The sequence below is a fragment of the Pseudomonas sp. H1_D04 genome (genome assembly GCF_054683855.1).
This window is the reverse complement of record NZ_CP162826.1, coordinates 708,547-722,524: the sequence shown is the minus strand read 5'-3', so window position 1 is coordinate 722,524 and position 13,978 is coordinate 708,547. Positions and strand designations below refer to the sequence as shown.

Sequence of the window (13,978 nt, the reverse complement as noted above, 5' to 3'; positions counted from 1 at the left end):
TTGGCTGGATTATTAATCAGTAAGCCATGTTTTACACTCTCCCTCTCAATTTTTAACGCCCTGGAGAAATACCGGATGATTAAGTCCCGCGCCGCCGTCGCCTTCGAAGCCAAGAAACCCCTTGAGATTGTTGAAGTGGATGTCGCCATGCCCAAGGCTGGCGAAGTCCTGCTGCGCGTTGTGGCCTCCGGCGTATGCCACACCGATGCTTACACCCTATCGGGTGCTGACCCGGAAGGCATCTTTCCATCGATTCTCGGCCACGAGGGCGGTGCGGTGGTTGAAGCGATTGGCGAGGGTGTGACTTCAGTTGCCGTCGGCGACCATGTGATCCCGCTGTACACCCCGGAATGTGGCAAGTGCAAATTCTGCCTGTCGGGCAAGACCAACCTGTGCCAAGCCATTCGAGCCACCCAAGGCAAAGGCCTGATGCCAGATGGCACCACGCGTTTTTCCTACAAGGGTCAGCCGATTTTCCACTACATGGGCACCTCGACCTTCTCCGAGTACACCGTGCTGCCGGAAATTTCCGTGGCCAAGATTCCTAAAGAAGCGCCGCTGGAAAAAGTCTGCTTGCTGGGCTGTGGCGTTACCACCGGTATTGGCGCGGTGATCAACACTGCCAAGGTCAAGCCGGGCGACACCGTGGCCATCTTCGGTCTCGGTGGTATTGGTCTGTCGGCCATTATTGGCGCGGTGAAAGCCAAGGCCGGTCGCATCATTGCCATCGACATCAACCCGGCCAAGTTCGAAATCGCCAAGCAATTGGGCGCCACCGACTGCATCAACCCGAAAGAATACGATCGCCCGATCCAGGACGTGATTGTTGATTTGACTGACGGCGGTGTGGATTTTTCCTTCGAGTGCATCGGCAACGTGCAACTGATGCGTGCTGCCCTTGAGTGCTGCCACAAAGGTTGGGGCGAGTCGGTGATCATCGGTGTGGCCGGTGCGGGCCAGGAAATCGCTACGCGCCCATTCCAGTTGGTGACCGGTCGCGTCTGGCGCGGTTCGGCATTCGGCGGCGTACGCGGTCGCAGCGAGTTGCCAAGCTACGTGGAAATGGCCCAGACCGGCGAAATCCCGCTGGACACGTTCATTACCCATACCATGGGCCTGGAAGACATCAACAAAGCGTTTGACCTGATGCATGAAGGCAAGAGCATTCGTACCGTCATCCACTTCTGAGGTCTCCCATGAGTCTGGAAAACCTGTCCTGCCAGAAGAGCTTCGGCGGCTGGCATAAACGCTACAAGCATCATTCCGATGTGCTCGATTGCGACATGACCTTCGCCGTTTACCTGCCGCCGCAAGCGGAGCAGGGCGGCAAGCTGCCGGTGTTGTATTGGCTCTCCGGGTTGACCTGCACCGATGAGAACTTCATGCAGAAGGCTGGCGCGCAACGCATGGCCGCCGAGCTGGGGCTGATCATCGTGGCGCCGGATACCAGCCCTCGCGGTCCCGGTGTCCCGGGTGATCCGGATAACGCCTGGGACTTTGGACTGGGCGCTGGCTTTTACCTGAATGCCACCCAGGAACCATGGGCCAAGCATTATCGGATGCATGACTATGTGGTGCAGGAATTGCCGGCTTTGGTTGAAGCGCATTTCCCCGCTTCGGACAAGCGTGGTATCAGCGGCCACTCCATGGGCGGACACGGCGCACTGGTGTGTGCGTTGCGCAACCCCGGGCGTTATCTGTCGGTGTCGGCGTTTTCGCCTATCAATAACCCGATGGATTGCCCGTGGGGCCAGAAAGCCTTCTCCCGTTACCTGGGTGAAGAGCGCTCTAAGTGGCGTGAATGGGATGCCTGCGTATTGATCAGCGAAGCCTCGGAAAAGCTGCCCTTGCTGGTTGATCAGGGCGATCGCGATGATTTCCTCGCGGTGCAGCTCAAGCCTGAGGCCTTGCAGCAAGCGGCCAAGGCGGCCAAGCATCCGCTGGAACTGCGCCTGCAACCCGGCTATGACCACAGCTACTTCTTCATCGCCAGCTTCATCGAAGACCATTTGCGACACCATGGCCGCGCTTTGCTCGGTTAATGTGAGGCAAAAGTAGGTAGAATCACGCCCTGAATTAAATCGGGGCGTTTTTTTATGCGTATTGGCCACGGCTACGATGTGCACCGTTTCGCTGAAGGCGATTTCATCACCCTGGGCGGCGTGCGCATTGCACACCACCATGGGTTGCTGGCTCATTCCGACGGCGACGTTGTCTTGCATGCCTTGAGCGATGCCTTGCTCGGCGCGGCGGCGTTGGGTGATATCGGCAAGCATTTTCCGGACACCGACCCCACCTTCAAGGGCGCTGACAGCCGTGTATTGCTTCGCCACGTGGTCAGCCTGATCCACGCCAAGGGCTGGAAGGTCGGTAACGTCGACAACACTATCGTGGCCCAGGCGCCGAAGATGGCGCCCCATATCGAATCAATGCGTGCACTGATTGCCGCAGACCTGCAAATTGAATTGGATCAAGTGAACGTGAAAGCCACCACCACCGAAAAGCTCGGGTTTACCGGTCGTGAAGAGGGCATTGCGGTGCACTCCGTCGCCTTGTTGCTGCGCGCATGAATGATCTGGAACTGCTGGGCCCGCGTGCCTACGGCGAAGCTTTGGGCAGCGCCGTCCTGAAGGCCACTGCCGAAGATTTTCAGGTGGACGAAGTGCTGGATATCCCGCTGACCGGCGAGGGCGAGCACCTTTGGCTGTGGGTGGAAAAACGTGGCCTCAACACCGAGGAAGCTGCGCGCCGTATCGCCAAGGCCGCCGGTGTGCCGTTGCGCACCGTCAGCTATGCCGGTCTCAAGGACCGTCAGGCGCTGACCCGCCAGTGGTTCAGCGTGCAACTGCCGGGCAAGGCCGACCCGGATATGAGCGCTGCTGAAAACGACACGCTCAAGATCCTCAAGACTGCCCGTCACAAGCGCAAGCTGCAGCGCGGCGCGCACGCGGCCAATGGATTCACCTTGCGCCTGACCCAACTGGTGGGTGATACCGCCGCCATCGACGCGCGCCTGCAACTGATTGCCCAGCACGGCATTCCCAACTATTTCGGCACCCAGCGTTTCGGCCACGACGGTGGCAACGTTGTCGACGCCCGTGGATGGGCTGCGCGCAAGGCCCTGCCGGAGCAGCGCAATGTGCGTTCGCGGTTGTTGTCTACAGCGCGTAGTTTCCTCTTCAACAAAGTACTGGCGGCGCGCGTCGCCGACGGTTCCTGGCAGCGTGCGCAAGTGGGTGATCTGCTGGCGTTTACTGACAGCCGCAGTTTTTTTCCGGCGGGTGAGGCTGAGTGCAGCGACCCGCGCCTGGCGATCCTGGATCTGCACCCCACCGGCCCGCAGTGGGGCGAGGGTGATTCTCCGGCGACGGGCGCCACGTTTGAGTTGGAGCAGGCGGTTGCCGCCGGTGAAGCCGACCTGCGTGATTGGCTGGTGAATGCCGGCATGAGCCAGGAACGTCGCATTCTGCGACTGCCCATTGGCGGGTTGACGTGGCATTATCCCGGGCCTGACATTCTGCAATTGGAATTCGTCCTACCGGCCGGATGCTTCGCCACTGTCTTGGTGCGCGAGCTCGTTGATCTGGTGCCGGTGGGGCAGACGGACAGCCCATGCGTATTCTGATATCAAACGATGACGGTGCCACCGCACCCGGTCTTGCTGCGCTCTATGCTGCGCTGGAAGATTACGCCGAGTGCGTGGTGGTTGCCCCCGACCAGGACAAGAGCGGCGCCAGCAGTTCGCTGACGCTCGACCGTCCCCTGCACCCGCAGGTTCTGGCTAATGGCTTTATCAGTGTCAACGGCACGCCCACCGACTGCGTGCACCTGGCGATCAACAGCCTGTTGGATCAAGAGCCGGACCTGGTGGTTTCAGGCATCAACCTCGGCGCCAACCTGGGTGATGATGTGCTGTATTCCGGCACCGTGGCGGCAGCGCTTGAAGGGCGCTTTCTGGGTCGTACCTCGTTCGCTTTTTCGTTTGCCTCGCGGCAACTGGACAATTTGCCCACCGCCGCCTATTTCGCACGCAAGTTGGTGGAGGCTCATGCCTCCCTGGACCTGCCGCCGCGCACGGTGCTCAACGTCAATATTCCCAATTTGCCCCTCGATCACATTCGCGGCATCAAGCTGACACGTCTTGGCCACCGTGCCCGTGCGGCGGCCCCGTTGAAGGTGGTCGACCCGCGTGGCAAGGAAGGCTATTGGATAGCGGCAGCTGGCGATGCCGAAGACGGTGGCGAGGGCACGGACTTTCACGCGGTGATGCAGGGTTATGTGTCGATTACTCCGTTGCAATTCGACCGCACCTTCAGCGATGCCTTCAGTGGTCTTGAAGTCTGGCTGGAGGGATTGCGCTGATGGCTCGTGAACAAGACGACCTGCTGCGTCGTGGCATCGGTATGACCTCCCAGCGCACCCGTGAGCGTTTGATCCAGCGCCTTTATGAAGAGGGGTTGTCCAACGCTCAGGTGTTGGAAGTGATCCGCCGCACCCCTCGTCATTTGTTTGTCGATGAAGCCCTGGCCCATCGCGCTTATGAAGATACGGCGTTGCCGATTGGCCATAACCAGACCATCTCCCAGCCCTACATGGTGGCGCGCATGAGCGAGCTGCTGCTGGCGGCGGGCCCGCTGGACAAGGTGCTGGAGATCGGCACCGGTTCCGGCTACCAGACCGCCGTGCTGTCGCAGTTGGTGGAGCGCGTGTTCTCGGTGGAGCGCATCAAGGTGCTGCAAGACCGTGCCAAGGAGCGCTTGGTGGAGCTGAACTTGCGCAACGTGGTATTTCGCTGGGGCGATGGCTGGGAAGGCTGGCCGGCGCTGGCGCCGTACAACGGCATTATCGTCACCGCCGTGGCCACCGATGTTCCGCAAGCGTTGCTCGACCAATTGGCGCCAGGCGGGCGCCTGGTCATCCCGGTCGGTTCCGGCGAAGTGCAACAATTGATGCTTATTGTCCGTGAGGACGACGGTTTTTCCCGGCATGTATTGGGCGCCGTGCGTTTTGTTCCGTTGCTCAACGGACCGCTGGCCTGACGAATTTTCGACGCTACTGAATTCTGCGGACGGGGATTTGTCTTACGGCGGGGTCTATCAAGTCAACATGATAGGTGCGGTGATTCAACACGCTGAATGATTCGTTTCAGTCGCGTGCCGGTAAAACTTCAGTGCCCAGTTATACTTGCGACATATTTCAAGCCTGATACAGGCATTCATGTTCAGCCACCACAAAGGGAGCGGCGGGTGAGTCTCACAGGTCTTGCGCAGCGTATGGGTAAAACAAGTTTTCAACGACTGGTGCTTGGCCTTGTCTTCGGTTCCTTGTTGGTCGGCTGTTCCAGCTCGCCAAGCAGCGGCGCACGGGTCGTTGACCGTAATAGTGCGGCACCGCAAAAGCCCACGGTAACCACCGGGCAATATGTGGTGCGCAAGGGCGACACGATGTTCTCAATCGCCTTCCGTTACGGGTGGGATTACAAGGCACTAGCAGCTCGTAACAATATTCCTGTGCCTTACACCATACATCCGGGTCAGACGATTCGCTTTGACGGTCGCACCGGTTCCACGCCTACGACGGTTGTGACAAACACAGGATCTTCGCCGTCGTCTTCTAGCAAAACCACCATCATTACACGCCCTGCCGGCACTGCTGTCCCGGCGGCCTCAGGCAAGCCAACAGCTGCGCCGTTGCCGCCTGCCGGGCCTGCTCCGACGGGCTGGGGATGGCCCTCAAACGGAGTATTAATTGGAAAATTCTCTTCAAACGGTAGTTTGAATAAAGGCATTGATATCGCCGGTGATTTGGGACAGCCTGTTTTAGCTGCGTCTGATGGGACGGTGGTGTACGCCGGGAGTGGTTTACGGGGCTACGGCGAGCTGGTCATCATCAAACACAGCGATACCTACGTCAGTGCTTACGGTCATAACCGCAGGCTGTTGGTTCGGGAGGGGCAGCAGGTCAAAGTCGGACAGACAATTGCCGAAATGGGTTCAACGGGTACAGACCGGGTGAAACTGCACTTTGAGATTCGCCGTCAAGGGAAGCCTGTAGATCCGCTGCAATTCTTACCCCGTCGTTGATGTGTTGCCAGCCTGTTCCCTCACGTAGAAGGAACAGGCTCCAGCGTTGCCAAGGATAAAGGCGTCGCTTGAGCTTGAGGTCGAACTCACCAAAGGACTATAACAATGGCTCTCAGTAAAGAAGCGCCGGAGTTTGACATCGACGATGAGGTTCTCCTTATGGAGACCGGTATCGCTATGGAATCGATGTCGAATGAGGGACCTGCAACACCTTCAGTTCGTACCAAATCCAAGAACTCTACCGCTTTAAAGCAGCATAAATACATTGATTACACACGGGCGCTCGACGCGACCCAGCTGTATCTCAATGAAATCGGCTTTTCCCCCCTGCTTACCCCCGAAGAAGAAGTCCATTTTGCGCGGTTGTCGCAAAAGGGGGATCCGGCTGGGCGCAAGCGCATGATTGAAAGCAACCTGCGCCTGGTGGTGAAAATCGCCCGACGCTACGTCAATCGTGGGTTGTCCTTGTTGGACCTCATCGAGGAGGGCAATCTGGGCTTGATCCGCGCGGTGGAGAAGTTTGACCCAGAGCGGGGCTTCCGCTTTTCAACCTATGCTACCTGGTGGATCCGCCAGACCATCGAACGGGCGATCATGAATCAAACCCGCACGATCCGGTTGCCGATCCATGTGGTTAAGGAGCTCAACGTCTACCTGCGGGCAGCGCGTGAGCTCACTCAAAAACTCGATCATGAACCCTCGCCCGAAGAAATCGCCAACCTGCTGGAAAAACCGGTAGGGGAGGTCAAGCGCATGCTGGGCCTTAACGAGCGTGTGTCTTCGGTCGATGTCTCGCTGGGTCCGGATTCGGATAAAACCCTGTTGGACACCCTGACGGATGATCGGCCTACAGATCCCTGCGAGCTGTTGCAGGACGATGATCTGTCCCAAAGTATTGACCAGTGGTTGTCGGAGCTCACGGACAAGCAGCGTGAAGTGGTAATTCGCCGCTTCGGCCTGCGCGGCCATGAGAGCAGCACCCTGGAGGACGTAGGCCTGGAGATCGGCCTGACCCGTGAGCGGGTGCGGCAGATCCAGGTGGAAGGGCTTAAGCGCTTGCGCGAGATCCTGGAGAAGAATGGCTTGTCGAGTGAGTCGTTGTTTCAATAACGACACGGCTTGAATGCTTGAATGTGGGAGGGGCTTGCCCCCGATAGCGGTGTGTCAGTCAATGCAAGTATCGACTGCTACGCCGCCATCGGGGGCAAGTCCCCTCCCACATTTTTTGTGCCGGGCATAAAGTTGGTGCGAATACCAAATCCCAGGCATAAAAAACCCCGCTTTTAAGGGCGGGGTCTTTTCGACTAAGTCAGTACAAGTTAGATAACTTGAACTTCTTCAGCTTGCATGCCTTTCTGACCGCGGGTAGCGATGAAAGAAACCTGTTGGCCTTCTTTCAGGCTTTTGAAGCCGTCGGATTGGATAGCTTTGAAGTGAACGAACAGGTCGTCACCGGATTGTGGAGTGATGAAGCCGAAGCCTTTTTCATCGTTGAACCACTTAACGGTACCAGTTTGGCGATTAGACATGGTGTATCTCCTTGGACAAAGTTAACTGCGACTCAGGAAAAGCCCTGGCCGAGACTGAGTGCAAAGAGCAGGAAAAATTCTTGGAGATGGTTGGATCGAAATTCAACATATCGTGTAGAGATTCTCAGTGACACAAGCAGCACAGTGGCGCCACCTTAACCCTTTTTCCGGAACGTGCCAATGGTATTTCCGAAGGTTTCTCTATTTTCGTGACTGGCGGTGGTGTTTACAGACCCCTGATCCGGCAGTTCGGCCCCGGCCCCGTTGGTTGCGCCTTATAAACGGCGGGGTATTGATCAAGAAAAGCCCCACGGCCTTTGAACCCCAACGCCGGCCCCGGTAAGATGCCACACAGAATTTTTCCACCTCGCTATTCAGGACACCCGCCATGAGCATCAAATCGGACAAGTGGATTCGCCGCATGGCGCAAGAGCACGGCATGATCGAACCGTTCGTCGAGCGCCAGATTCGTGGTGAAGGCGATGACCGAGTGATTTCGTACGGCGTTTCCAGCTACGGCTACGATGTACGTTGCGCCGATGAGTTCAAGGTGTTCACCAACATCAACTCGGCAATCGTCGATCCGAAGAACTTCGACGAAAAGAGTTTCGTCGACGTCAAGAGCGACGTGTGCATCATTCCGCCAAACTCCTTCGCCCTGGCGCGCACCGTGGAGTTCTTCCGTATTCCGCGTGACGTACTGACCATCTGCCTGGGTAAAAGCACCTACGCGCGTTGCGGCATTATCGTCAACGTGACGCCGCTTGAGCCTGAGTGGGAAGGTCACGTGACCCTGGAGTTCTCCAACACCACCACGCTGCCGGCCAAGATCTACGCCAACGAAGGCGTAGCGCAGATGCTGTTCCTTCAGTCTGATGAGGCCTGTGAAGTGTCCTACAAAGACCGCGCAGGCAAGTACCAAGGCCAGCGCGGCGTCACCTTGCCACGCGCTTGATCGAAAGGTCCTACGCGTAAAGGGAATTAGTCCGAAGAAAGTGACTCTATTGGGTGTACTGCCTCGGCGCGTGCAAAACGCGTCGGGCCACGCTTGAGGAGTACCTTATGAAGATCGACCCGCGAATCAGCGCAGAACTTGCCCGGCTTGAACCCAACCAGATTGGTGTTCTGGCCTGGTCCCTGATGGCCGATCCCGCTTACGCGGGCGGCATCCCTGGCCAACCCGAGCCGGATTACCCGCAGCCCACCGAACCCGGCGAGCCGACTCTTCCGGACGAGCCGCCACCCGCACCTGTCGCTTGATACCAGCCAGGCCAGTCGGTGTTTCAGCCAACTGGCCAGACCTGATGGTCGCCAATCACAAAGATTTGGTGATCATTGTCTTGCTCCACGGTATATCCGCCCGTAAACGCGCCAAATGCCGGCAACAGGCTGACGCTCGAGCTCAGCAGGAAGCACGGTAGGCGTAGGCTTTGCCGGCCCTTGCCGCGCAAGCGATACACCGGGTGCACATGCCCCGCCAACACAAGGTGGGTGGCATGGGCGTCCGGTTCGTGTTGCAGGGCGAATGGGCCCATCAGCAGGGGTTCAGGAACCACTTCGATCCTCAAGTCGGCAGGCGGGTCACCCGCGCGTTTATCGTGATTGCCGCGGATTAAGGTCATCGCCAGGTCGCTGTGGCGCGCTCGCCAGCTCCTCAGTGCGCTCAGCGTGCCGCTGGCGTGGGAGCCTGGGCCATGCAGGAAGTCGCCGAGAAAGATCACCTGCGCGCACGGCAGGGCGTTTAACACGCGGTCCAATCGTTGCAGATTGTCGGAGGTCGTGCCTTGTGGCACCGGTTGCCCCAGGCTTCGATAGGCCGATGCCTTGCCGAAGTGCGCATCGGCAATCAACAGGCACTGGCGCGCAGGCCAGTAAACCGCTTTCTCCGCCAGCAACCACAGTTCTTCGCCCCCAAGCGTCACCGAGCAATGCGTCATCGTTTCTCCGCAACTTTTTCCAAGTCCTTGACCATCCGCCCAATGCGCTCTGAAAGTTTTTCCGAACTCATGCTTTCGCGCATCCGCTCCACCAGCAGCGGGAACGCCAGGGGCGTTGGACGTTCGATCACATACACATCCATTTTCAGCGCCGATAACCGAAGCAAGGTCTCTTCGAGTCGGCGAATATCCAACTCGTCACGCAGGACTTCTTCCCCTGCCTGGGCCAGCAACAGGTTTTGCGGGTCATATTGCTTGAACACTTCAAAGAACAATCCACTGGACGCCTGCACCTGCCGCGTACTTTTCGGCGCACCGGGATAACCGGCAAACACCAGCCCGGCGATACGGGCGATTTCACGAAAGCGCCGCAGCGCCAGTTCCCCGGCATTCAGGCTGGCGGCTACATCCGTCAGCAAATTCGCCGGACTAAGCAGGGTCTCGTTCAGCAACACTGTCCAATCCAACGGCGTGGCGCTCAGTAGCTCCAGACCATAGTCATTGACGGCAATGGAGAAGGTCACCGCCTGCCCTTGGCTGACCCGCCAGGCGAGCAAACTCGCCAGCCCCAAATGCACCTGACGCCCGGCAAACGGGTATAGAAACAGATGCCACCCCTCCCGGGACTTCAGCACTTCGGCCAACAAGTGTTCCCGTGTCGGCAGGCCGGACCAGCGCAACTGCGTCTGCAACAACGGTTGCACCGCCCGCATCTCGGGGCCTTCGAAACGCCCATGGGCCGCAGCGTCAAAGCGCTCCACCACGGCCTGGGCCAGTTCATTGGAAAGCGGCATGCGCCCGCCATTCCAGCGCGGTACGGCTGCCTTTTTTGCGGTACTGCGGCGTACGTAAGCGGTCATGTTTTCTACCCGCACCAGCTCCAGCAGACGTCCGGCGAACAGAAAACCATCGCCGGGCTTGAGCCGTGCGATAAAACCTTCCTCCACACTGCCCAGATTCTTGCCGCCGCCGCCTTTGCTCCAGAACTTCAGCTGGATACTCGCGTCGCTGACAATGGTGCCTACGCTCATGCGATGGCGCCGAGCCAACCGAGCGTCGGGGACGCGCCAGATGCCATGCTCGTCGGGCTCCACACGGCGGTAATCCGGATAAGCGGTGAGCGACAAGCCGCCATGGCGCACAAATCCCAGCGCCCAGGCCCAGTCCGCATCCGTAAGGTCGCGATACGCCCAGGCGCCGCGCACTTCCGCCAGCAAGGCATCCGGTGTAAAGCCACCGCCCAGGGCCATGCTCACCAAATGTTGTACGAGTACATCCAACGGTTTGTAGGGCGATTCGCGTGCTTCGATGCGCCGCGCTGCAATTGCATCCTGGGCTGCCGCAGCCTCAACCAGCTCCAGGCTGTGGGTCGGCACCAGCGTCACCCTCGACGGTCGCCCCGGCGCGTGGCCGGAGCGCCCGGCGCGTTGCATCAGGCGGGCGATACCTTTGGCCGAACCGATCTGCAGTACCCGCTCCACCGGTAAAAAATCCACCCCAAGGTCCAGGCTGGAAGTGCACACCACCGCTTTAAGCTGGCCGTCTTTTAAGGCGCGCTCTACCCAATCGCGGGTTTCCCGGGACAGCGAGCCGTGGTGCAGGGCAATCAATCCAGCCCAATCGGGCCGCGCCTCCAGTAAGGCCTGGTACCAGATTTCCGACTGCGCCCGCGTGTTGGTAAACACCAGGCAACTGCTGCTGGCCTCCACCTCGGCGACCACCTGCGGCAACATCTTCAAACCGATATGCCCGGCCCAGGGAAAACGCTCGGTAACCAGCGGCAACAAGGTGTCGACTTTTAGGGATTTGGCCGTTTGCCCCTGCACATTGATTGCACCGCCTTGTGGGACCAAAACCTCAAGCGCGTGGGCCTGATTACCCAGGGTCGCCGAAATGCCCCACACCATCAGGTCGGGATGCCAGCGCCGCAGCCTCGCCAACGCCAATTGCAACTGCACGCCGCGCTTGTTACCGATCAGCTCATGCCATTCATCCACCACCACCATGCGCAGGTGCGCCAGGCTCGACTCGCTGTCGGCGCGGGCGAGCATCAGCGTCAGGCTTTCCGGCGTGGTGATCAGTGCGGTGGGTTGGCGGCGGGTTTGCCGGGCGCGCTCGCTGCTGCTGGTATCGCCCGTGCGCAGGCCGACACTCCAGTGAATCTGCAAGGTCGCCAGCGGCACTTCAAGGGCGCGAGCCGTGTCGGCGGCCAGCGCACGCATCGGCGTGATCCACAGGACGGTGAGGGGCTCGGCAGGCGGTTTGCGTTTGCCCGTACCAGGCGGGCGGATGTTGGCGAAGCGATTGAGGGCGGCAAACCACAGCGCATAGGTTTTACCGGCGCCGGTGCTGGCGTGCAGCAGCCCGGACTGGCCATCTTTGACCGCCGTCCAAACTGCTTTCTGGAAGTCGAACGGCTTCCAGCCCTTGGCGGCGAACCATGTCTTGGCGAAGTCGTGGGGTTTTGCCATGCGGTGCCTGACGCTCTGGAGGGTCTATTCCCACAGACCCTCCCGGCACCGCAAAGGTTTACTTCAGATTGCCACTCAGGAACTGCTGCAAGCGCTCGCTCTTCGGGTTGCCCAACACATCCTCAGGCGCGCCTTGCTCTTCGACCATGCCCTTGTGCAGGAACAGCACTTGGTTCGACACCTTGCGCGCAAAGCTCATCTCATGGGTGACCATGATCATGGTGCGGCCTTCCTCAGCCAGCCCCTGGATCACCTTCAACACTTCACCCACCAGTTCCGGGTCCAGGGCTGAGGTGGGTTCGTCGAACAGCATCACTTCCGGCTCCATGGCCAACGCGCGGGCGATGGCCACGCGTTGCTGCTGACCACCGGAGAGAAACGCCGGGTATTGGTCGGCCACCCGTGCCGGCAGGCCGACCTTGTCCAGATAGCGGCGAGCACGGTCCTCGGCGTCTTTCTTGCTGCAACCCAATACCCGGCGCGGGGCCATGGTGATGTTTTCCAGCACGCTCATATGGCTCCACAGGTTGAAGTGCTGGAAGACCATCGCCAGCCGCGTTCGCAGGCGCTGCAATTCGGCGTCGTCGGCTACGCGCATGCCGTGGCGGTCGTTGACCATGCGGATCTGTTTGCCGTCGAGGGTCATGGCGCCGTCGTTGGGGGTTTCCAGGAAATTGATGCAGCGCAAAAAGGTGCTTTTGCCCGAGCCGCTGGCGCCGATCAGGCTGATCACATCTCCGGTCTTGGCCTTGAGCGAGACACCTCTGAGCACCTCATTGTCGCCATAGCTTTTATGCAGGCCTTCAACGGTCAATTTGTACATGGGGCGTGCATCCTCAAGGCGAAAGTAGATAGCCGCTGCGGTAGGCCTCTGAGCCTGCGACATGGCCGATGACCATCCCCGCAGTGGCCATGCGGCGTAGCGAACGGGCGTAAAGCAGGCCTGCGTTGTGGCAGTGCACGGGCGTTACGCGGTCGGTAATGGGGTCGATGATTTCAGCGATCAGTTGCCCGGCTTCCAGGTATTCACCGGGCAGGGCGCTGAACACCAACAGGCCGCCGACCGGCGTCGCCACGGGTTCGACGCCTGCCAGGGGCGTGGCGGGGTAGGGCAGGTCGGGCAGCGGTGCCGGGTCGCCGGCAATTGCGCCGAAGTGAATCAGGTAATCGATGATCGCCTGGCAATCGAGGCTGGCCAGGCCGTGGTTGACGTCGCCCTGCCCGCGCAGTTCTACGGTCACCGAAAAGCTGCCCATGGGAATCGGAAAGCGCCCGGCAAAACGTTGCTGCAACTGCCACCAGACCAGGGTGAAGCACTCATCGAAAGACTGCCCGCCGGAGTCGGTGGCCAGCAAGTTGGCTTCCGAGCCTATATAGCGCGCCAACGGCTCCACCCGCGGCCAGGCCTCTGGTGTGGTGTACAGGTGCGCAACGGCTTCGAAGTCGCAATGCAGGTCCAGCACCATGTCGGCGTCGCAGGCCAGGCGCTGCAGTACCAGTCGTTGAGACTGCAACTGGGTTGCGGCGGTTTGCCCGGCCAAGGCGGTGCTCAATGCGGCGCGAATCAGTTCGACATTGTGTTGCGGATCATCTCCGAGCAGCGCCTCGACCTGGTTGCCCACCTCATCACTGAGGTCGACAAACAGGCGATTGAAGTTCTGCCCGCTCTCCAACTCGTAGCGGCCCAGGGGGATATCCATCAACACCTGTTCCAGGCCCACCGGGTTGGCGATGGGCACCAACACGATCTCGCTCAACAGCCGCCCAGCCGCCGCCAATTCGGCGAGGCGCATCTTCAAGTGCCAGGCCACCAGCATGCCGGGCAGCTCATCGGCATGCAGCGACGACTGGATGTAAACCTTGCCTGCGGCCTGCTGCGGGCCGAAGTGGAAACTGTGGATTTGCCGCGCCGTGCCTGGCACCGGCGCAATCAGTTCATGTAGCTGATGACGCATGAA

15 protein-coding genes are annotated in these 13,978 nt (G+C 59.6%); 10 read left to right on the top strand and 5 right to left on the bottom strand.

All coding sequences use genetic code 11. From position 1 onward, the window contains the following. Positions 1-75 precede the first annotated feature (75 nt). The 8 genes from AB4N82_RS03470 (at position 76) to rpoS (ending at position 7,193) form a co-directional block, all read left to right on the top strand. Positions 76-1,188, top strand: a complete 1,113-nt coding sequence (locus AB4N82_RS03470; protein WP_032891635.1) for an S-(hydroxymethyl)glutathione dehydrogenase/class III alcohol dehydrogenase — start codon at positions 76-78, stop codon at positions 1,186-1,188. Between the two features lie 8 nt (positions 1,189-1,196). Continuing rightward, positions 1,197-2,042 carry an S-formylglutathione hydrolase gene (gene fghA, locus AB4N82_RS03465; RefSeq protein WP_032891634.1) on the top strand — a complete coding sequence of 282 codons (846 nt, stop codon included), beginning with the start codon at positions 1,197-1,199 and terminating at the stop codon, positions 2,040-2,042. Between the two features lie 54 nt (positions 2,043-2,096). Continuing rightward, positions 2,097-2,570, top strand: a complete 474-nt coding sequence (gene ispF / locus AB4N82_RS03460; RefSeq protein WP_032891633.1) for a 2-C-methyl-D-erythritol 2,4-cyclodiphosphate synthase — start codon at positions 2,097-2,099, stop codon at positions 2,568-2,570. After that, positions 2,567-3,625, top strand: coding sequence for a tRNA pseudouridine(13) synthase TruD (gene truD / locus AB4N82_RS03455; protein ID WP_122764876.1), 1,059 nt, complete (start codon positions 2,567-2,569; stop codon positions 3,623-3,625). Before ispF ends, truD begins: the two co-directional genes overlap by 4 nt. Next, on the top strand, positions 3,613-4,362 hold the full coding sequence (surE, locus tag AB4N82_RS03450; RefSeq protein WP_032891631.1) for a 5'/3'-nucleotidase SurE: 750 nt from the start codon (positions 3,613-3,615) through the stop codon (positions 4,360-4,362). The genes truD and surE overlap by 13 nt, the downstream gene beginning before the upstream one ends. Before the next feature lie 41 nt (positions 4,363-4,403). Beyond that, the gene (locus AB4N82_RS03445) at positions 4,404-5,039 is read left to right on the top strand and encodes a protein-L-isoaspartate(D-aspartate) O-methyltransferase (RefSeq protein ID WP_169899534.1); all 636 of its coding nucleotides are present in this window, start codon (positions 4,404-4,406) and stop codon (positions 5,037-5,039) included. A gap of 207 nt (positions 5,040-5,246) precedes the next feature. Beyond that, positions 5,247-6,083, top strand: a complete 837-nt coding sequence (locus tag AB4N82_RS03440) for a peptidoglycan DD-metalloendopeptidase family protein (RefSeq protein WP_032891630.1) — start codon at positions 5,247-5,249, stop codon at positions 6,081-6,083. 105 nt (positions 6,084-6,188) lie between these two features. Continuing rightward, a complete protein-coding gene (gene rpoS, locus AB4N82_RS03435) occupies positions 6,189-7,193 on the top strand; it encodes an RNA polymerase sigma factor RpoS (protein ID WP_032891629.1) in 1,005 nt (334 codons plus the stop codon). A gap of 209 nt (positions 7,194-7,402) precedes the next feature. On the opposite strand, the gene AB4N82_RS03430 is transcribed toward rpoS, so the two are convergent. Next, on the bottom strand, positions 7,403-7,612 hold the full coding sequence (locus tag AB4N82_RS03430) for a cold-shock protein (RefSeq protein WP_002554837.1): 210 nt from the start codon (positions 7,610-7,612) through the stop codon (positions 7,403-7,405). A 388-nt stretch (positions 7,613-8,000) separates the two neighbouring features. On the opposite strand from AB4N82_RS03430, the gene dcd reads away from it, so the two are divergent. After that, a complete protein-coding gene (gene dcd, locus AB4N82_RS03425; RefSeq protein ID WP_003172320.1) occupies positions 8,001-8,567 on the top strand; it encodes a dCTP deaminase in 567 nt (188 codons plus the stop codon). A 107-nt stretch (positions 8,568-8,674) separates the two neighbouring features. After that, a complete protein-coding gene (locus tag AB4N82_RS03420) occupies positions 8,675-8,872 on the top strand; it encodes a hypothetical protein (RefSeq protein ID WP_010212420.1) in 198 nt (65 codons plus the stop codon). Positions 8,873-8,895: 23 nt separating this feature from the next. Here the strand turns inward: AB4N82_RS03420 and pdeM are convergent, their stop codons facing one another. Genes pdeM through AB4N82_RS03400 form a run of 4 tightly spaced genes read right to left on the bottom strand, consistent with a single transcriptional unit; the run spans position 8,896 to position 13,975 of the window. After that, complete coding sequence (gene pdeM / locus AB4N82_RS03415; protein WP_122764877.1) at positions 8,896-9,549, bottom strand: ligase-associated DNA damage response endonuclease PdeM; 654 nt, start codon at positions 9,547-9,549, stop codon at positions 8,896-8,898. Continuing rightward, a complete protein-coding gene (locus tag AB4N82_RS03410) occupies positions 9,546-12,020 on the bottom strand; it encodes a ligase-associated DNA damage response DEXH box helicase (RefSeq protein WP_122764878.1) in 2,475 nt (824 codons plus the stop codon). Before AB4N82_RS03410 ends, pdeM begins: the two co-directional genes overlap by 4 nt. Positions 12,021-12,078: 58 nt before the next feature. Next, positions 12,079-12,843: an ABC transporter ATP-binding protein gene (locus AB4N82_RS03405; RefSeq protein WP_032891624.1), complete on the bottom strand. Its 765-nt coding sequence runs from the start codon at positions 12,841-12,843 to the stop codon at positions 12,079-12,081. Positions 12,844-12,856: 13 nt separating this feature from the next. Then, entirely contained in the window at positions 12,857-13,975 is a 1,119-nt protein-coding gene (locus AB4N82_RS03400) for a succinylglutamate desuccinylase/aspartoacylase family protein (protein ID WP_032891623.1), read from the bottom strand. Positions 13,976-13,978 lie beyond the last annotated feature (3 nt).

Bases quoted from the DNA above. Each gene is read 5' to 3' on its own strand.
- fghA (WP_032891634.1), top strand. From the start codon at position 1,197: ATGAGTCTGGAAAACCTGTCCTGCCAGAAGAGCTTCGGCGGCTGGCAT.
- AB4N82_RS03430 (WP_002554837.1), bottom strand. From the start codon at position 7,612: ATGTCTAATCGCCAAACTGGTACCGTTAAGTGGTTCAACGATGAAAAA.
- dcd (WP_003172320.1), top strand. From the start codon at position 8,001: ATGAGCATCAAATCGGACAAGTGGATTCGCCGCATGGCGCAAGAGCAC.
- AB4N82_RS03420 (WP_010212420.1), top strand. From the start codon at position 8,675: ATGAAGATCGACCCGCGAATCAGCGCAGAACTTGCCCGGCTTGAACCC.
- ispF (WP_032891633.1), top strand. From the start codon at position 2,097: ATGCGTATTGGCCACGGCTACGATGTGCACCGTTTCGCTGAAGGCGAT.
- AB4N82_RS03400 (WP_032891623.1), bottom strand. From the start codon at position 13,975: ATGCGTCATCAGCTACATGAACTGATTGCGCCGGTGCCAGGCACGGCG.
- AB4N82_RS03410 (WP_122764878.1), bottom strand. From the start codon at position 12,020: ATGGCAAAACCCCACGACTTCGCCAAGACATGGTTCGCCGCCAAGGGC.
- truD (WP_122764876.1), top strand. From the start codon at position 2,567: ATGAATGATCTGGAACTGCTGGGCCCGCGTGCCTACGGCGAAGCTTTG.
- surE (WP_032891631.1), top strand. From the start codon at position 3,613: ATGCGTATTCTGATATCAAACGATGACGGTGCCACCGCACCCGGTCTT.
- AB4N82_RS03470 (WP_032891635.1), top strand. From the start codon at position 76: ATGATTAAGTCCCGCGCCGCCGTCGCCTTCGAAGCCAAGAAACCCCTT.
- rpoS (WP_032891629.1), top strand. From the start codon at position 6,189: ATGGCTCTCAGTAAAGAAGCGCCGGAGTTTGACATCGACGATGAGGTT.
- AB4N82_RS03405 (WP_032891624.1), bottom strand. From the start codon at position 12,843: ATGTACAAATTGACCGTTGAAGGCCTGCATAAAAGCTATGGCGACAAT.
- AB4N82_RS03445 (WP_169899534.1), top strand. From the start codon at position 4,404: ATGACCTCCCAGCGCACCCGTGAGCGTTTGATCCAGCGCCTTTATGAA.
- pdeM (WP_122764877.1), bottom strand. From the start codon at position 9,549: ATGACGCATTGCTCGGTGACGCTTGGGGGCGAAGAACTGTGGTTGCTG.